The sequence below is a fragment of the Bradyrhizobium sp. LB11.1 genome, from assembly GCF_040549385.1.
Lineage (GTDB): Bacteria > Pseudomonadota > Alphaproteobacteria > Rhizobiales > Xanthobacteraceae > Bradyrhizobium.
Genome location: NZ_JBEPTH010000003.1, coordinates 397485 through 414030, shown reverse-complemented (window position 1 = coordinate 414030; position 16546 = coordinate 397485). Strand labels below are relative to the sequence as shown.

Genomic DNA, 16546 nt, shown 5'->3' with positions numbered 1-16546 from the left:
ATGGAGATGATGGGAATGTCGAGCCGAGCGCTCAGCCTCGCCACGGTGCTGTTTCTGATCGGCTTCGGAGCCACCGATGCCGCTCTCGCGCAGGCGACGAACCTCGAGGCCGGCAAGGCCCCATCCCAGATCTTTGCGCAGACCTGCAATGCCTGCCACAAGAGCCCGCGCGGGCTGTTGAAGACCGTTGCGCCGGGCTCGCTGCCGGGCTTCCTGCGTCAGCACTACACCACCAGCCCCGACATGGCCGGCGTGCTCGCGTCCTATCTCGTCTCCAATGGTGCCGCCGACACCCGCTACCAGGCCAAGGACGGGAAGGACGGCAAGGACAGGAAGGACGGCGCCAAGGAGAAGGACGCCAACACCAACCCGGGGCAGTCGCCTGAGCATCAGGGGCGCCGCCAACGCTCGCAAGAGGCTGCCAAACCCGAGGGCGAGGGCGCGGCTGCAGCGCCTGAAAGCCGTCAGAAGCGCGTGGCGCGACCGAGCGAGGAGGGCAAGGAAGGCGCCAAGCCCGAGGCTGCCACCGAACAACGGCCCGAGGGCCGCAAAGGCAAGCGTATCAGCAAGCGCGGCAAGCCGGAGACGGATGACGCGGCCGCGCCGAAGGTTGAGCCCAGGGTCGATTCCAAGATTGAGCCCAAGACAGAACCCAAGACCGAATCCAAGACCGAATCCAAGACCGAGCCCAAAACTGAACCAAAGAGCGAGAACGCCAAGGTCGATTCCAGTCGCGAAGAGTCCAAGCCCGACAGCGCCAAGCCGGCCGAAAAGCCGGCCGAAGCCAAGCCGGAGAGCGCCAAGGTCGAGCCGAGCAGCAGCGAGACGCCGCCTCTGCGTCCCGATCCGGTGCCGCAGGTGACGCCGGCCCCGCCGGCAGCCGCTGCCAAGCCGGCTGAACCGGCTGAACCTAAGCCTGCGGAAGCTGCCGTTTCCAAACCGGCCGAGCCTGCGCCCAGCACCGCGCCAGCGGCGAAGCCGGCAGAGCCCGCGCCGTCTGCGCCCGCCGCGACCCCGTCGCCTGCACCCGCCCCTGGGCCGCCAGCTCCGCCGATCTCGCAATAAGCAGATAAAACCCGTTGATCTGCGAAGGCCGCGCCTGTTGCAGCAGCATGGCTTCTTCCATGGCGGCGTCACCGCCTTCCTGGTCGACAACGCCACGACCATTGCGGCGGCGACCTCGCGCGGCCAGCCGGCGCTGACGGCGGAATACAAGCTCAACCTGCTGTCGCCTGCGGTCGGCGAAAAACTGATCTGCCGTGCCAGGGTGATCAAGCCCGGGCCGTCAGGTTTCCGTGGTCGCGGCGGACGTGTTCTGTCTGATCGACGGCGTCGAGAAGCATACGGCAACGGCACTCGCCTCGATCGCGATGCTGAGCGAGGACGTCGCCGTCAAAACGAAAAGCCCGGCTGCCTGAGGCAGCCGGGCTTCGCAGCCTGCGTGAATGCGGGCCTTACTTCTCGGTCTCTTCCGCGGCGGGCGCCGGCTGGGTGTCGTCGTGCTGGGCTTCCGGATCGAAGAACTCGCCGGCGGCGGCAATCGCCTCGGCGGCAGCATCGCGATCCTCGTTGCGGGTGGAGATGTCCTCGCCGCGGTTGATGCGCTCGGCCTCGTCCTGGCTGCGCGCAACCGTGACGCTGACCTCGACCTCGACCTCGGGGTGAATCGCAACCGTGATGGTGTGCTTGCCGATAGCCTTGATCGGTGCGTCCAACTGCACCTGCGGGCGCTCAAGCGCAACGCCGTCGGCCTCGAACGCCATGACGACGTCACGCACAGTCACCGAGCCGAACAGCTGGCCGGCTTCGGACGCCTGACGGATCACGATGATGTTCTTGCCCTGAATCTTCTCGGCGACCTTGGACGCCTCACCCTTCGAGGCAAGGTTGCGAGCTTCGAGATCGGCCTTCATGCCGTCATACTTGGAGCGGTTGTCGGCGGTGGCGCGCAGCGCCTTGCCGCGCTTGAGCAGGAAATTGCGGGCATAGCCGTCGCGAACCTTCACGACTTCGCCCATCTGGCCGAGCTTGCTCACGCGTTCCAGCAAAATGACTTCCATATTCGTTCTCCTTTGAAGTGCTCTGAGTTTTCAGTTTTCGGGTTGGATTTAAGTTGTCGGCAATGGCGGCGGTTGCCGGTTGCGCAGGAAGCGCTCGCGGAAGCCGAACACGGCGTCCGCAAGGCCAAGGGCGGTCAGCAGGATGAGGCTCAGGCTGAACATGAAGACGATGGCGTAGGCGGCGGCGAGCCAGACCCCGCGATTGGTGAGGTCGCGCGTGATGGTGTGCAGAACGGCAAAGCCGACCAGCGCATAGGCCATCATCAAGACGGTCGTGACGACGACGGCGAGAATGCCGGTCATTCCGCTGAAGAAGCTGAAGGCAAGCGCGACACAGAGTGCCACCAGCGTCATCGGCGGCAAGCTCGTGCCGCTGAGGTCCGGCCAGGGCCGGTGCAGGCGTCCTGAAACAGCCGCGACCTTGGTGGCGAGCCAGAGATTCAGGGTCAGCGTCGCCATCTGCGATGCGGCGAGCAGAACCGGAATGACAGCGACCATCACGCCGACGCGGGGATCGTTCTGTGTAACGGTCGTCTCGCTGACCAGTGAAAGAATTTTGGCGAAGCCACGGCGCATCGCGTCGCTGATGGCCGACGCATCACTTCCCAGCGAATACAGTGATCCCGCGGTCAGCAGCGTCGCCAGCGCCGCGATCCAGAGCAGGATACGTCCAAGCGGATACCATTCGACTTGGGGCGAAGCAGCATCCGAGCCCGCGATCTCGCCGCTCGCCAGGGGTCTTCCCAGCATGACGAGATGGCCAAGCCACCAGGCCGGCAGCGCGAACGCGAGACCGTAACCGAGGGCGAGGGGTGGGCTGAGCGCGCCTGCGATGACGAGCGTCGCGACGAGGCCACCGATCGCGCCGCAGAGCGGTCCCCAGGCGATCGCGGCGAGCATGAGCGGCAGTGGAGCGAGGCAAACCAGGACGAGCGAGATCAGCGCGCCCGATACGATCGAGGCGAACATCAGGGCCGACGCAGCGCCGGCGATCAGGGCTATCAGTCCAAATACCATCATCAGCTGTCCCGCTCCCTTCGAGCGGTTAGAGGCGCCTTGCCCCAACCATCGGCGACCGGACGACCCGGAAGCCTTATGAAACTTGAAGAGTGCGGCCGGCGGCTATGCCGCCGCCGGCCGAATTCGTCTTAGCGAATGACGTAGGGCAGCAGGCCCAGGAACCGCGCGCGCTTGATGGCGCGGGCGAGCTCACGCTGCTTCTTCGCGGACACCGCGGTGATGCGGCTCGGCACGATCTTGCCGCGTTCGGAGACGTAACGCATCAGCAGCTTGGAGTCCTTGTAGTCGATCTTCGGAGCATTGGCGCCCGTGAACGGGCAGCTCTTGCGACGACGGAAAAATGGGCGGCGTGCACCAGCTTCAGCCATTGGTCTTACTCCCCATCCGTCGTGGTGGTGGTTTCAGCTTCGTCGCGCGGACGGCGCGGGCCGCGATCACCGCGGAAGCCACCACCGTCACGATCGCCACCACGGAAACCGCCTTCACGGTCGCCACGGAAACCGCCGCCTTCACGATCGCGGAAGCCGCCGCCACGGTCGTCACGCTCGCGATCACGATCCGCCTTGCGCATCATCGCGGACGGGCCTTCCTCGAGCTCCTCGACGCGGACGCTGAGATAGCGGATCACGTCTTCGCTGATGCGTTCCTGGCGCTCGATCTCGGCGATCGCCGCGGACGGCGCCTCGATGTTGAGCAGCACGAAGTGCGCCTTGCGGTTCTTGTTCATGCGGTAGGTGAGGGAGCGAACGCCCCAATTCTCGGTCTTGGTGACCTTGCCGCCGAGACCCTCGACGATACCGGTCATCTGCGCAGTCAGCTCTTCGACCTGCTGCGTGCTCGCGTCTTGGCGCGCGAGAAAAACATGCTCATAGAGAGCCATAGTCGTCCTTTCCTCGTGTTAGCGCATTGCCCGGCGTCAAGCCCTTAAGAGACCTTCGGAAAGGACTCTGGGATTAAGCTCAGAAGGCGGAAACACGGGACGACGGGCCGACTGGCCCTGCCACACCAAAATCACGAATGAATCTGCTGAGACCGTCCGTTCAGCTCCCGGCCGGGGTCTGCGGATGCGCGCGTTATACGGATTTTGGCCGGCTTGGCAAGGTTTGCGGCTGTGTTTTCGACCCGGATCGTCCCGGTGGGTGGTGGGGACCGGTCCTCTCATACCATGCCTGCTTGATTTATTTGTTTGTATATCATACAAAGAACAAAGGAGACGATCCGATGGTGGAAAAGACGGCCCAAGAGCCGTTTGAGGCGGCTGGCGATCCCAAACATGCTGCACGGGCGACGCGTTCGGCCGGGCGCAAGATGAGATCGCTGCTGCTGGACTCTGCCAGCCCGCTGTTCAGGGAGCAGGGGCTGTCCGGCACGGCGATCACCGATATCGCAGCCGCTGCGGACGCGTTTCCGAGCCAAATCACCTATTACTTCCGCACCAAGGAGGCGCTGTTCGTCGAATGCGCCTGCCGCGATCTCCTGTATCTGGCGCGCGCGACCGAGCAGGCGGCGCTGAAGGCGCGCACGCCGCGGGACTACACCCACGCACTGGCCGAGACCGTGACCGGGAGCGATTCGATCGCCTTCTTCGCCGAGGCGCTGACGCTGACGCGGCGGCGCCAGGATCTGGCGCCATTGGTCGAGCGCACCATCGAGCGCCTGCATAGCGAAGGCGCTCGCGCTTATGCGAGTCAGGTGGCCCGTCATGGCTGGCGCTCGCTGCGCGCGCCCGATGAAAGCTCGCGTCGGTTCTGGGCGGTCGCCATCGGAATCATTCTCGAGGGGTACGCCATGGGCCGCTCGCCCGAGGCACTCTGCGAAGAGATGCTGCGCGTGCTCGGCGAGCAGGCGAAATCCACGGATGACACAGCGCGGCTCCGTCTCGTCGACGAGCGCGACGCATCCAATAATTCAAATGAAGAGGGGTAGGCCATGACCGCGCTTCGCATGCGCGCCCGCGATTTCCTGACCGACGATCAACTGGCCGAAATGCGCCGGCGCGTGACCTGGAAGGGCATCGCGATGATCGCGCACGCCTGGGCGCTCATCATCGGTTCAATCGCTTTGGTCGCGTGGTGGCCCAATCCGATCACCTACGTTCTCGCCGTCGCCATCATCGGCTCGCGCCAGTTGGGACTTGCGATCCTGATGCACGATGGTGCGCATGGTTGCCTGTCCGCGGACGAGAAGACCAATCTGGCCCTGAGCCAATGGCTCTGCGCCTATCCTCTCTTTGCCGAAACGCGCAGCTATCGGCGCTATCACCTTCAGCATCATGCACGCACGCAGCAGGAGGACGATCCTGATCTGGTGCTGTCGGCGCCGTTTCCGATCACCAAGCTGAGCTATCGCCGCAAGTTCTTCCGCGACATCACCGGGCAGACCGGCTACCAGCAGCGCAAGGCGCAATGGCTCAACGCGCTCGGTCCGAAGGACTGGCAATGGCGGCAGCGCGCCGCGCATTTCTGGGAAAAGCTCGGCCCGCAATGCCTCGTCAACGCCGCGATTTTCGCAGCCTGCGCGGCGGCCGGTGTGTGGTGGGCTTATCCATTGCTATGGCTGGTGCCGCTGTTGACCTGGATGATGGTCATCACCCGCATTCGCAACATCGCCGAGCACGCCGTCGTGCCTGATAGCAGCGATCCCTTGCGCAACACCCGCACCACGCATGCCAATTTCCTCGAGCGTCTGTTCATCGCGCCGTACTACGTGAACTATCATCTCGAGCATCATCTCTTGTTCTACGTGCCCTGCTACAATCTGCCGAAGGTTCATCGCCTGCTCAGCGAGAGCCGGCATGCCGGCCGGATGGAAGTGCAGCCGAACTACGCCGCGGTGTTGCGGCTCGCCACGGCGAAGCCGAACCGCGACGACCGGCCGGGGCAGTTGGTCAGCAATGCGCGCCGCGCGCAGGCTGGTGCCGAAGTCGGTGCGGACCAGAAGGCCGGCGGGTTTTGAGAGGCCGCGTCCCCAGTTGAATGCCGGCCAAGGCTTCCGTCCTGGCTTGACAGTCCGGCCCCGGACAGTGTCTACGGCCCCCTTTGGAGCATGGTCGGGAACCAAGGCTCGGGCCGGACGTCATTGGCTGCCGGGTTCTCGAAGCACACGGCTCGAGCGATCCAAGGAGCGCCGATGACGGCAGCATTTACATTTCCGGGGCAGGGTTCCCAGGCAGTTGGCATGGGCAAAGCTTTGGCCGACACCTTTCCGGCGGCGCGCGCCGTGTTCGACGAGGTCGATGCCGCGCTTGGCGAGAAGCTGACGGCCACGATCTGGGACGGCCCGGCGGAAACCCTTCAGCTCACCGAGAACGCCCAGCCGGCCCTGATGGCGGTGTCTGTGGCGACCCTGCGGGTTCTGGAGGCTGAAGCCGGGTTTTCCGTGGGGCGGGATGCTGCTTTCGTTGCCGGCCATTCGCTCGGCGAATATTCGGCGCTGGCTGCAGCCGGCAGCCTGACGATCTCGGACACCGCGCGGCTGCTTCGCACCCGCGGTCTCGCAATGCAAAAAGCCGTGCCGGTCGGCGCCGGCGCCATGGCGGCGCTGCTCGGCCTCGATTATGAGGCGGCTATGGAAGTCGCCAAGGAGGCGGCGCAGGGCCAGGTCTGCCAGGCCGCCAATGACAATGGCGGCGGGCAGGTGGTCGTCTCCGGCGACAAGGCCGCGGTCGACCGAGCCGTCGAGATCGCCAAGACCAAAGGCGCCAAGCGCGCCATGCTGCTGCCGGTGTCCGCACCGTTCCATTGTCAGCTGATGCAGCCCGCCGCCGATGCGATGGCGGAAGCGCTGTCCAAGGTCACGATCAAGGCGCCGGTCGCGCCACTGGTGTCGAACATGCTCGCAAGCGCCATCACCGATCCCGACGAGATCCGCCGCCGTCTGATCGAGCAGGTCACCGGCACGGTGCGCTGGCGCGAGTCGGTCGGCTATATGGCGGGGCAGGGCGTCACCCGCTTCTTCGAGATCGGCGCGGGCAAGGTGCTGTCGGGTCTCGTCAAGCGCATCGCCGACGGTGCCGTTGGTGTTGCCGTGGGCGGGCCGAACGACATTGCCGCCGCCAAGGATGCATTGGCCGCTGCGAAGCAGGGCTAGAGGAGTACTCGATGTTCGATCTGACTGGCAAAAAGGCGCTCGTCACCGGTGCAACTGGCGGCATCGGCGGCGCGATTGCGCAGGCCCTGCATGCGCAGGGCGCCACTGTAGCGATTTCCGGAACGCGCAAGGAAGTGTTGGACGAACTGGCGGGCAAGCTTGGCGAACGCGCCCTCGTGCTGCCCTGCAATCTCTCCAAGGCCGACGAGGTCGAAGCACTGGTCCCCGCGGCCGAAGCAGCGATGGGCCAGGTCGATATTCTCGTCGCCAACGCCGGCATCACGCGTGACAACCTGTTCGTTCAGCTTCGCGACGAAGATTGGGAAGAGGTCATCAACATCAATTTGACATCGACTTTCCGCTTGGCGCGCGCCGCCACCAAATTGATGATGCGCAAGCGCTTCGGCCGTATCATCGCCATCACCTCGGTGGTCGGCGTCACCGGCAATCCCGGGCAGGGCAACTACACCGCGTCGAAGGCCGGGCTGATCGGCATGATCAAGACGCTCGGCGCCGAATACGCCAAGCGCGGCGTCACCGCGAACTGCATTGCGCCGGGCTTCATCAAGACGCCGATGACGGATGCGCTCAACGACAAGCAGCGCGAGACGATTCTGACCAAGGTTCCGGCCAACCGCCTGGGGACGCCCGAGGACATTGCTGCGGCCGCCGTCTACCTGAGTTCGAACGAAGCAGCCTACGTCACTGGCCAGACTATCCACGTCAACGGCGGCATGGCCATGATCTGACACGCCGTTCCGCACTGCCACATGGACGGGCAGGATGCGGCAAACGGCCGTTTCCAGAGCGAATTGAGGCGTGTAGTCAAGGCAATTGAAGTATGATAACCGGACCTTCAACGGATGGGCAAAAGAACGCCATTGCAGGTTTTTGAAACCCTGTATATTGGCGATGCGGAGCCTTGGCCGTCATTCGCCGGGTCCACATCGGTTAGGGTGGGGCCAAATCCAAGTTCGTAAGCGAAGGCAGTCAACGACCACGACGGCTCGTATCGTCCCGGGGGGTCGGGTCTACAGGGAACAACACGAGGTTATGCAATGAGTGAGATTGGCGAGCGGGTTAAGAAGATCGTGGTCGAACACCTTGGTGTTGAACCCGAGAAGGTTGTCGACGCGGCGAGCTTCATCGACGACCTCGGCGCCGACAGTCTGGACACCGTCGAGCTGGTGATGGCGTTCGAAGAAGAATTCGGTTGCGAGATTCCGGACGACGCCGCGGAGACGATTCTCACCGTCGGCGACGCCACGAAGTTTCTCGAGAAGAACGCGAAGAGCTAAGGCTCTTCATTTTCGCGGGGACAACATTGAAACCGGACGGGCCGCTTCCCAGCGGTCAGCCGGTTTCTTGTTATTGGCCGTGAATCTTTCGATGCGGAGTTTTCGGATATGAGGCGGGTTGTCGTCACGGGTCTCGGCATGGTGTCGCCGCTCGGCTGCGGCGTCGAGCCGACCTGGAAACGCATCCTCAACGGCGAAAGCGGTGCGCGCAGGATCGAGAACTTCGATGTCTCCGATCTGCAGACCAAGATCGCCTGCACGGTGGTGCGCGGCGACGGCACCAACGACAGCTTCAATCCCGATATCTGGATGGAGCCGAAGGACCAGCGCAAGGTCGACGACTTCATCATCTTCGGCATGGCCGCAGCGGGTCAGGCACTCGACGATGCCAACTGGCATCCGGAGACCGAAGAGGACAAGTGCGCGACCGGCACCATGATCGGATCCGGCATCGGCGGCCTCAACGGCATCGCCGAGACCTCGCTTCTCCTGAAGGAACGTGGACCGCGCCGGGTGTCGCCGTTCTTCATTCCAGGCCGCTTGATCAATCTCGCCGCTGGTTATGTCTCGATCAAGCATGGGCTGAAGGGTCCGAACCATTCGGTGGTCACGGCCTGCTCGACCGGCGCCCATGCGGTCGGCGATGCCGCCCGTCTGATCGCGCTCGGCGATGCCGACGTCATGGTTGCCGGGGGTGCCGAATCGCCGATCGGCCGCATCGGCATTGCCGGCTTCAACGCCGCGCGCGCGCTCTCCACCGGCTTCAACGAAACGCCTGAGAAGGCCTCGCGTCCCTATGACAAGGACCGCGACGGCTTCGTGATGGGCGAGGGCGCCGGCGTCCTTGTCCTCGAGGAACTCGAGCACGCTCGGCGCCGCGGCGCCCGGATCTATGCCGAAGTGATCGGCTACGGTCTTTCAGGTGACGCCTATCACATTACGTCGCCGTCACCCGATGGCAATGGCGGCTTCCGCAGCATGTCGGCCGCGCTCAAGCGCGCCGGCCTCACGGCATCCGACCTCGACTACATCAACGCGCACGGCACTTCGACGCCGCTCGGCGACGAGATCGAACTCGGCGCGGTGGAGCGGTTGCTCGGCAATGCCGCCTCCAAGGTCGCGATGTCCTCGACCAAATCGTCGACAGGCCATCTGCTCGGTGCGGCCGGCGCGATCGAGGCGATCTTCGCCATCCTCGCGATTCGCGATAACATCGTCCCGCCGACGATCAATCTGGACAATCCGTCGGTGGATACCGCGATCGATCTCGTGCCGCACAAGGCGAAGCAGCGCGAGGTGAACGTCGCGTTGTCGAATTCTTTTGGTTTCGGCGGTACCAATGCGTCGGTGATCGTCCGGCGTCTGGCCCAATAGTTTGTGTTTGCGACGAATCCACCGTTTTGCCGTATTCGGCGATAGTCATATCCGTGGGCGCGTGCATTTGGCTCGGCAAGCGATTGTCAGGCTGCGATTGAACCGGCAGGATTCAGGTTGCTTCGATGAGTGAAAGGCCGCCCATTTCGCCCCGGAGTCCGCGGGCAGCGCTCGAGCCCGAGCAGGTCCCGCCGCCGCCGAAGCGTTCGGAGCGGGCACGCAATCCCTTCGTCGTGGTCGGTAATGCCATCATCACGCTGCTGCTGATCGCCATGATCGGTGCCGGCGGCGCGTATTATTACGGCCGGCAGGTTCTCGAGGCACCGGGACCGCTCAAGGAAGACAAGGTCGTCAACATCCCGCAGCGCGCCGGCAAGCGCGACATCGCCGAGACCCTGAACAAGGAAAGCGTGACTGATGTCAATCCGTGGGTGTTCATCGCCGCGGTGGCCGCGCTGAAGGCGAGCTCGGACCTCAAGCCCGGTGAATATTCGTTCCAGAAGAATGCGTCCCTGCGCGATGTCATCGCCACCATCGTCGAGGGCAAGGTGGTGCAGCATGCGGTCACGATACCGGAAGGCCTGACCTCCGAGCAGATCGTGACGCGGTTGTCGGACAACGACATCTTCACTGGCAGTGTGCGCGAAGTGCCGCGCGAAGGTACGCTGCTGCCCGAGACCTACAAGTTCCCGCGCGGGACCCCGCGCGACCAGGTGATCCAGCGCATGCAGCAGGCGCACAAGCGTGTGCTCGCGGAGATCTGGGAACGCCGCAGCCAGGACGTTCCGATCAAGACGCCGGAGCAGCTCGAGACGCTCGCATCGATCGTCGAGAAGGAAACCGGCAAGCCCGACGAGCGCAGCCGCGTTGCTGCCGTGTTCGTCAATCGCCTCAAGCAGAAGATCAAGCTGCAGTCCGACCCGACCATCATCTACGGCCTCGTCGGGGGCAAGGGCACGCTGGGCCGCCCGATCAAGCGCAGCGAGATCACGCAGCCCTCGCCCTACAACACCTATGTGATCGAGGGCCTGCCGCCGGGCCCGATCTCCAATCCCGGCCGCGCCTCGCTCGAGGCCGCCGCCAACCCGGCCCGCACCCGCGACCTCTATTTCGTTGCCGACGGCTCGGGTGGACATGCCTTCACCGAGACCTACGACGCGCACCAGAAGAACGTCGCCAAACTGCGCGCGATGGAGAAGCAGATCCAGAACGACACGGTCGAGCCGGTCGACGATCCGCAGGCGCCGGCCGCCGCCGCGCCCGCGGCAGTGGACACGGCGCCGACCGCGACCACGCCGCCGGCCCGGCCGACCCAGCAGAAGAAGCGGTCGGCGCCTGCGCGCCAGGGCGCGGTTCAGCTGTCGCCGCAGGTGATCCAGCGATAGGCTGGCTGCAGACCTGCCTACGGGACTTTGCGGATTCCACTTTCCTGCAAAATAGTCTTAAGTTTCCCGTGGCCTGATGGCCTCGCGAATCCTGTGTTTCCGGAGAATTTGACCTGATGGCGCTGTCGTCCATGACCGGCTTTGCCCGAAGCCACGGCGCAAGCGGGCCGTATACGTTCGAATGGGAATTGAAGTCGGTCAACGCCAAGGGCTTTGACTTGCGGGTGCGGCTGCCGCAGGGGTTCGACGAGCTCGAGGCCTACGCCAAGAAGCGCGCGGGCGAGCTCTTGTCGCGCGGCACCGTCTACGCCAATCTCAACGTCAAGCGCGCCAATGCGGTCGCCTCGGTCCGCGTCAATGAGGATGTGCTCAACGCCGTGCTGAAGGCCGCCGCCGTCATCGCCGGCAAGGTCGACGCGGTCGCGCCGAGCGTCGACGGACTTTTGGCGATCAAGGGTGTCATTGAGGTCGCGGAGCCCGAGGGCGACGAGGAGGAGGACAAGGCCGCGCGGGCTGCCGTGGCGGACGCCTTCGACAAGGCGCTCGCGGATCTCGTCGAGATGCGCAAGCGCGAGGGCACCTCGCTCGGCCAGATCCTGACCCAGCGCGTCGACGAGGTCGAGCAGCTGGCGAAGAAAGCGGAAGCTGCGCCCGGCCGCAAGCCGGAGGCGATCAAGGCGAGGCTTGCCGAGCAGATCGCCGCGCTGCTGGACACCTCCGACCGTTTCGATTCCGACCGACTGATGCAGGAGGCGATCCTGATCGCGACCAGGGCCGACATCCGCGAGGAGCTCGACCGTATCGCCTCCCACGTCGCACAGGCGCGTGAGCTGATCGGCAAGGGCGGCCCGATCGGGCGCAAGCTCGACTTCCTGGCGCAGGAGTTTCACCGCGAGGTCAACACCTGCTGCTCGAAGTCGAACGACATCGAGCTGACCAACACCGGGCTCGCGATGAAGAACGTGGTCGAGCAATTCCGCGAGCAGGTCCAGAATCTGGAGTGATCGATGATGACGGGCGGTCACGGAACTGACGGTGTCGAGCGGCGCGGGCTGATGTTCGTGCTGTCCTCGCCATCAGGCGCGGGCAAGACGACGCTGTCGCGTCTGTTGCTCGAGCGGGAGCCGGGCCTGAAGATGTCAGTGTCGGCGACCACGCGTCAGATGCGGCCGGGAGAGGTCGAGGGGCGCGATTATTTCTTCGTCGGCAAGCCCAGGTTCGAAACGATGGTGGAGCAGGGCGAACTGCTCGAATGGGCCACCGTGTTTGACAATCTCTACGGGACGCCGCGTGCTCCGGTGGAGGCTGCACTGTCCGCTGGGCAGGACGTGCTTTTCGACATCGACTGGCAGGGCACACAGCAACTGCACCAGAAAGCGAGCGTCGACGTGGTTCGCGTCTTCATCCTGCCGCCGTCAGCCGGCGATCTCGAGAAACGGCTGCATTCGCGCGCACAGGATTCCGACGAGGTGATCCGCAAGCGCATGAGCCGCGCCAGCCACGAGATGAGCCACTGGGCCGAGTACGACTACATCGTCATCAACCACAATGTCGATGACGCCTTCGCCGAGGTGCAGTCGATCCTGAAGGCCGAGCGCCTCAAGCGCGAGCGGCGGACCGGCCTCGTGAGCTTCGTGCGAGGGCTGCAAGGTCAGCTTCAAGGCTAGCAACGTCGGTTTCAGGGCGAGGCTGCGTCAGCCGCGGCCCTTCCGTCGCCAGCCGTTCCAGCATCGCCGTGATGATATCGATGTCGGCAGCGCTCTCGTCGCGCGCATGTTCGTCTTGCGCGTCCGCGTCGTGCTCTGCCGGTTCGTTGTGGTGGATGTCGTCGGCGGCGAGCTGAGGCGCCGGGGCATCGATCTCGAATGCGCCGTCGAAATAGTCGATCTCGGTCTCGTCAGGCTCTGCTGTCGCAACCTCGATGGAACGGCGCTGCGCAGCGATCCGGCCAATTGCGTCGGAGAATGCGGCGATCTGCGGGGCTTCCACACGCACGGCATCGAAGTCCACTGGAAGCGGCCGTTCTGCGCGCGGCGCCGGCTCGGTGTGCCAAGGTGCGCGGCTGTCGTCGTCATTCTGCCGATGATCCCAGTTCACGCGGCGATCGGCTGTCTGGACGCGCCCACGTCCACCGGCAAAGCGATAAATCACGCTGGCGAGGAGACCCGCGAGCGCCAAGGCGCCGCCGATGACGAGCAGGAGCATCTGCAGCGAACCGGTCGGCTTGTCCGCGGGCGCGTCCGCCGCGGCGAGCGGCACCGGTGCAGGCGATGCGGCCGGCTTGGTGCTCGGTTGTGCTGAGTCGGTTGCAGGCGGGGAAGTCGCTGCGGGCGCTGACTGCGGTGCAGGCGAAGCGGGGGCGGCATCGGGCCAACGCGTGGCGACAGCGGGCTGCGCCGCATTGGCATCCGTGGTGCTGGCAGCCTGCTGCGTTTCGGCTTCGGCCGATGCCGCCGCGCTCGGTGCGGGGCTGGTCTGCGGCGCAATGTATTCAGCATGCGCATTCTGCACCGATTGCGGCGCGGCTGGAGCAGCATTCGGCGTGTCGGTCGTCGCTTGCGCGCTCTGCGTGGCCTTAGCACCTTCCTTGGCGCCTTCGGCGCGCAGATACCAGCATTGCCGCTTGGTCGAACGCTCGAGGCGATAGAACCAGTGTTGGCCCTGCGGCGTGGCACCCTTGGGCGCGGCGAGGCAGTCGCTCGCGGTGCTTGCGGCGGCGGGTGCGGTTGGCGCGTTCTGCGAGACAGCAGCCAATGGTGCGCCGGCAATGATGCTGCCCGCTAGCGCGGATATGAACTTCGCGGTGCGGTTGCCCATTCTGGTCTCCCGATTACGCATGACGCAACTCGTTACCTTCCCTTTCTCAACAAAGAGTTAGGTGGCAATGAGCCGCAAATCCGGAGAGGATGTGGCCTGAATCGGGCCTGCGCGCCGTTCGTTCCCCCGTTGATTGGGGCATTTCGTGGGCGCCATGGCCATTCGCAGTCCCCGATAAACCTCCGGAGTGGCGTAGAGGGGAAGCGCTGGGCGGTGTGACGCGCGCGGCGTTAGGTTGGGGACACGCGTCTCAGCACCCGCAGCATGATGCGGGAAGCCGGCGTCACCGGCGATCAGAAGGAGCGCGGCGAGCAGCAGCCAGGCGCAGCCGGTGGCCGTCGACAGCGGATCGCTGTCGCGACCGGCCTCGCGGGTGATGCGGGATCACTCATGACAATCGCTCGGCTGTTGGCGAGATGCGGCGCGGCGCGGAGGGAGGAGCATCAGGTCCGTGCGCAGCAATCGACCAGTAAGCGCCAGATGCGCTGGATCTCGACTGACTTCTGCATCTCGAGGACGTGGTTCTCGCTAGTGCGGGCGGACGGCGCCGCGGAGTGGAATTCGTGCGGCACGATCCAGCGTTCGGAGATCGGATCGTACCACTTGCCTGGATTGACCAAGTTCGTCTCTCCTGTTTGATCCCCCTGGTTTCTGCGCCTATCCCATGCGCCGGTTGCTGGTGTTCTGCGAAAGGTCGCCGTGGGCGGCCTGCTCACGAATGTCCTGCTTCTCGTCGTCGCGATGGTCCTTGGTGGTGTCGACGCAAACGGTCCGCGCACTGCCGGCGCCCTTGTGGCTGTGGTTCTCGTCGGGAACCGGCTGAACCGTTTTTGTCGGCGGCTTCGTCATGCGGTTCAAACTCCCTCGTTGCCTCGACGAAGAACCAACGCGCTGGACGAGCTGGGCGTTCCAAGCTCGGCTCCGAAGTGATCGAGGCGAAGCGAGCGCTGGTGCTTCGAGGCGTGCTGCTTGTCGGATGACGATCCACTGGCCGATGTCTGAGTCTCCCGGGCGCGGAGCTGTTTCAGGACCGTATCGAGGGATCGTTCGTCGCTTTCGCCTGCAGACTCGGCTTATTGCCGGGGCTTGCGGCATTTGCCGATCAACCTCTTGATGTCGTCGACGGCTTTCAGCAAGGGCGGCGTTCCGGACCGCGCGGATCGGACGTGCTGTCAGGGGCGGCCTAGCACTTCGCTGAAATGTTTCTTCACCGCACCGTTGCAGGCGCAGGCGCTGGCTTGCAGCGCCGGTCCGTCGAGGATCAGGATGGCGCCGCGGCGCGTTGCGAGGATGCGCCTTGCCTTCAGCGTCTGGATGACGCGGCTGGCATAGCTGCGAGAGACGCCGAGCATGCCGGCGAGCTGTTCATGGGTGAGCGGAATCTCTTCCCCGCCAATGTGCTCCTGCGCCGCGATGATCCATTTCGCCGCGCGCTGCTCGATCGAATGCGCGGCGTTGCAGGCCGCGGTCTGCAGCAGTTGCGCGAGCTGGCAAGCGGCGTAACGCGCGAACAGATCCTGCAGGCTCGCAGATCTCTGCTGCGCCTGTTCCAGCGCGCGTAGCGGCAGGCGCAGCACCGTGCCGCCCACCTTCACGACAATGCGTGCATGGGCCAGCGACGGGCCGCGTCCGGAGGGGAGGCCGACCGCGCCTTCGCTGCCGACCAGCAGACTTTCGACCTCGCGATCGTCCTCGACCGGCACCGCGAACGACACGAAGGCAGGGCCGCAGGGGAAGTGCACGACGCCGATGCTGTCGCCGGCGTGATGCAGGATGTGGTTCGCTGCGAGGTCGACCGATTGCAGATGCGGGGCGAGCAGCTCGAAATCGTTGGTGCTGAGTTGCTGGAGGAGCTCGTTCGTGGGCCGGCCGGTCACGCTTGTTCTCTTACCTGCCGGGAATCGGCACCGGAGATAACCCTACGTTTCCGCGCAGGAACCGACGGTTCCAAAGTGCACACAAGAGCTTACGAGAAATCGAAAAAGATGGGTGCTGAACGCTGCGGAGCGTTCCGCGTTGCACGTCTGCCACGCCTCGAACTCTGTTCTCCTCCGGAGAACTACGGAATTTCAAGATTGAGCGAGCGCGCAGTTCAGTCGTGAACATAGGGCGTGCGCGGATTGGACTAACTTTAGTCTCGCCGAGCGACGACCCGTCCACTCTGCCCGACGGACCGCCGGCCTTTACCCACATGACTGCCGCCAGGCCGGCGGGTCCGAGGGAGCCCTATGCCAGACGATTATCCGTGGCGGGCCTGGCTCTCGGCCTGAATGCGGCCTTGGTGCATGTGCTTGCGGTACGCGTCGATTGCCCTGTTGGCGAGCATCAGCGTCCGGCGGTCGCCGGTTTTGAGCTGCGCTTCGATCGCATCGAGAATGATGTTCGCGGAGGCGTCAGGTGGGCCGAGTTCGCCGCTCTTCTCGAGGAAGCTCCAGGCGATGAAGAATGCGCTCTCGACCGTGCAGCGAATAGACATGCGTGCCAACGCGGTGCGGCGCCACCC

General features: G+C 64.7%; 19 protein-coding genes and 1 pseudogene. 11 read left to right on the top strand and 9 right to left on the bottom strand.

All coding sequences use genetic code 11. The features are described 5' to 3' along the window. Positions 1 to 15: 15 nt before the first annotated feature. Both ABIA96_RS09650 and ABIA96_RS09645 read left to right on the top strand, forming a co-directional pair. Positions 16 to 1065, top strand: coding sequence for a prolipoprotein diacylglyceryl transferase (locus ABIA96_RS09650; protein WP_354136806.1), 1050 nt, complete (start codon positions 16 to 18; stop codon positions 1063 to 1065). After that, positions 1034 to 1418: pseudogene (locus tag ABIA96_RS09645) on the top strand (PaaI family thioesterase). Before ABIA96_RS09650 ends, ABIA96_RS09645 begins: the two are co-directional and overlap by 32 nt. 36 nt (positions 1419 to 1454) lie before the next feature. Here the strand turns inward: ABIA96_RS09645 and rplI are convergent. The 4 genes from rplI to rpsF form a co-directional block, all read right to left on the bottom strand. Beyond that, a complete protein-coding gene (gene rplI, locus ABIA96_RS09640; protein ID WP_354136805.1) occupies positions 1455 to 2060 on the bottom strand; it encodes a 50S ribosomal protein L9 in 606 nt (201 codons plus the stop codon). 48 nt (positions 2061 to 2108) lie between these two features. Further along, a complete protein-coding gene (locus ABIA96_RS09635) occupies positions 2109 to 3080 on the bottom strand; it encodes a DUF2232 domain-containing protein (protein WP_354136804.1) in 972 nt (323 codons plus the stop codon). Between the two features lie 128 nt (positions 3081 to 3208). After that, positions 3209 to 3448, bottom strand: coding sequence for a 30S ribosomal protein S18 (rpsR, locus tag ABIA96_RS09630; RefSeq protein WP_007592020.1), 240 nt, complete (start codon positions 3446 to 3448; stop codon positions 3209 to 3211). A 5-nt stretch (positions 3449 to 3453) separates the two neighbouring features. After that, complete coding sequence (gene rpsF, locus ABIA96_RS09625) at positions 3454 to 3960, bottom strand: 30S ribosomal protein S6 (protein ID WP_354136803.1); 507 nt, start codon at positions 3958 to 3960, stop codon at positions 3454 to 3456. Positions 3961 to 4301: 341 nt separating this feature from the next. Here rpsF and ABIA96_RS09620 point away from each other — a divergent pair, with 341 nt between their 5' ends. From ABIA96_RS09620 to gmk, 9 genes are all read left to right on the top strand, one after another. Then, entirely contained in the window at positions 4302 to 5006 is a 705-nt protein-coding gene (locus tag ABIA96_RS09620; RefSeq protein WP_354136802.1) for a TetR/AcrR family transcriptional regulator C-terminal domain-containing protein, read from the top strand. Between the two features lie 3 nt (positions 5007 to 5009). Then, complete coding sequence (locus tag ABIA96_RS09615) at positions 5010 to 6035, top strand: fatty acid desaturase family protein (RefSeq protein WP_354136801.1); 1026 nt, start codon at positions 5010 to 5012, stop codon at positions 6033 to 6035. A gap of 174 nt (positions 6036 to 6209) precedes the next feature. Further along, a complete protein-coding gene (fabD, locus tag ABIA96_RS09610; protein WP_354136800.1) occupies positions 6210 to 7169 on the top strand; it encodes an ACP S-malonyltransferase in 960 nt (319 codons plus the stop codon). Positions 7170 to 7180: 11 nt separating this feature from the next. After that, complete coding sequence (gene fabG / locus ABIA96_RS09605) at positions 7181 to 7918, top strand: 3-oxoacyl-[acyl-carrier-protein] reductase (protein WP_354136799.1); 738 nt, start codon at positions 7181 to 7183, stop codon at positions 7916 to 7918. A gap of 309 nt (positions 7919 to 8227) precedes the next feature. After that, a complete protein-coding gene (locus tag ABIA96_RS09600) occupies positions 8228 to 8467 on the top strand; it encodes an acyl carrier protein (RefSeq protein WP_006020277.1) in 240 nt (79 codons plus the stop codon). A 108-nt stretch (positions 8468 to 8575) separates the two neighbouring features. After that, complete coding sequence (gene fabF / locus ABIA96_RS09595; protein ID WP_354136798.1) at positions 8576 to 9841, top strand: beta-ketoacyl-ACP synthase II; 1266 nt, start codon at positions 8576 to 8578, stop codon at positions 9839 to 9841. 125 nt (positions 9842 to 9966) lie between these two features. Then, entirely contained in the window at positions 9967 to 11226 is a 1260-nt protein-coding gene (gene mltG / locus ABIA96_RS09590; RefSeq protein WP_354136797.1) for an endolytic transglycosylase MltG, read from the top strand. A gap of 116 nt (positions 11227 to 11342) precedes the next feature. Then, positions 11343 to 12230, top strand: coding sequence for a YicC/YloC family endoribonuclease (locus tag ABIA96_RS09585; protein WP_354136796.1), 888 nt, complete (start codon positions 11343 to 11345; stop codon positions 12228 to 12230). A 3-nt stretch (positions 12231 to 12233) separates the two neighbouring features. Continuing rightward, positions 12234 to 12893, top strand: a complete 660-nt coding sequence (gmk, locus tag ABIA96_RS09580; RefSeq protein WP_354136795.1) for a guanylate kinase — start codon at positions 12234 to 12236, stop codon at positions 12891 to 12893. Here gmk and ABIA96_RS09575 read toward each other — a convergent pair. The 5 genes from ABIA96_RS09575 to ABIA96_RS09555 all read right to left on the bottom strand — a co-directional run bounded on the left by ABIA96_RS09575 (position 12826) and on the right by ABIA96_RS09555 (position 16519). Continuing rightward, a complete protein-coding gene (locus tag ABIA96_RS09575) occupies positions 12826 to 14043 on the bottom strand; it encodes a hypothetical protein (RefSeq protein WP_354136794.1) in 1218 nt (405 codons plus the stop codon). The two genes, gmk and ABIA96_RS09575, sit on opposite strands and share 68 nt — an antisense overlap. Before the next feature lie 443 nt (positions 14044 to 14486). Beyond that, entirely contained in the window at positions 14487 to 14663 is a 177-nt protein-coding gene (locus tag ABIA96_RS09570) for a hypothetical protein (protein ID WP_354136793.1), read from the bottom strand. Between the two features lie 37 nt (positions 14664 to 14700). Then, entirely contained in the window at positions 14701 to 14892 is a 192-nt protein-coding gene (locus tag ABIA96_RS09565; RefSeq protein ID WP_354136792.1) for a hypothetical protein, read from the bottom strand. Positions 14893 to 15215: 323 nt separating this feature from the next. Next, a complete protein-coding gene (locus ABIA96_RS09560; protein ID WP_354136791.1) occupies positions 15216 to 15920 on the bottom strand; it encodes a Crp/Fnr family transcriptional regulator in 705 nt (234 codons plus the stop codon). Between the two features lie 362 nt (positions 15921 to 16282). Then, positions 16283 to 16519 (bottom strand): hypothetical protein, encoded by a 237-nt coding sequence (locus ABIA96_RS09555; protein WP_354136790.1) that lies wholly within the window; start codon positions 16517 to 16519, stop codon positions 16283 to 16285. Between the last annotated feature and the right edge of the window lie 27 nt (positions 16520 to 16546).

Bases quoted from the DNA above. Each gene is read 5' to 3' on its own strand.
- ABIA96_RS09650 (WP_354136806.1), top strand. From the start codon at position 16: ATGTCGAGCCGAGCGCTCAGCCTCGCCACGGTGCTGTTTCTGATCGGC.
- rplI (WP_354136805.1), bottom strand. From the start codon at position 2,060: ATGGAAGTCATTTTGCTGGAACGCGTGAGCAAGCTCGGCCAGATGGGC.
- ABIA96_RS09635 (WP_354136804.1), bottom strand. From the start codon at position 3,080: ATGATGGTATTTGGACTGATAGCCCTGATCGCCGGCGCTGCGTCGGCC.
- rpsR (WP_007592020.1), bottom strand. From the start codon at position 3,448: ATGGCTGAAGCTGGTGCACGCCGCCCATTTTTCCGTCGTCGCAAGAGC.
- rpsF (WP_354136803.1), bottom strand. From the start codon at position 3,960: ATGGCTCTCTATGAGCATGTTTTTCTCGCGCGCCAAGACGCGAGCACG.
- ABIA96_RS09620 (WP_354136802.1), top strand. From the start codon at position 4,302: ATGGTGGAAAAGACGGCCCAAGAGCCGTTTGAGGCGGCTGGCGATCCC.
- ABIA96_RS09615 (WP_354136801.1), top strand. From the start codon at position 5,010: ATGACCGCGCTTCGCATGCGCGCCCGCGATTTCCTGACCGACGATCAA.
- fabD (WP_354136800.1), top strand. From the start codon at position 6,210: ATGACGGCAGCATTTACATTTCCGGGGCAGGGTTCCCAGGCAGTTGGC.
- fabG (WP_354136799.1), top strand. From the start codon at position 7,181: ATGTTCGATCTGACTGGCAAAAAGGCGCTCGTCACCGGTGCAACTGGC.
- ABIA96_RS09600 (WP_006020277.1), top strand. From the start codon at position 8,228: ATGAGTGAGATTGGCGAGCGGGTTAAGAAGATCGTGGTCGAACACCTT.
- fabF (WP_354136798.1), top strand. From the start codon at position 8,576: ATGAGGCGGGTTGTCGTCACGGGTCTCGGCATGGTGTCGCCGCTCGGC.
- mltG (WP_354136797.1), top strand. From the start codon at position 9,967: ATGAGTGAAAGGCCGCCCATTTCGCCCCGGAGTCCGCGGGCAGCGCTC.
- ABIA96_RS09585 (WP_354136796.1), top strand. From the start codon at position 11,343: ATGGCGCTGTCGTCCATGACCGGCTTTGCCCGAAGCCACGGCGCAAGC.
- gmk (WP_354136795.1), top strand. From the start codon at position 12,234: ATGATGACGGGCGGTCACGGAACTGACGGTGTCGAGCGGCGCGGGCTG.
- ABIA96_RS09575 (WP_354136794.1), bottom strand. From the start codon at position 14,043: ATGGGCAACCGCACCGCGAAGTTCATATCCGCGCTAGCGGGCAGCATC.
- ABIA96_RS09565 (WP_354136792.1), bottom strand. From the start codon at position 14,892: ATGACGAAGCCGCCGACAAAAACGGTTCAGCCGGTTCCCGACGAGAAC.
- ABIA96_RS09555 (WP_354136790.1), bottom strand. From the start codon at position 16,519: ATGTCTATTCGCTGCACGGTCGAGAGCGCATTCTTCATCGCCTGGAGC.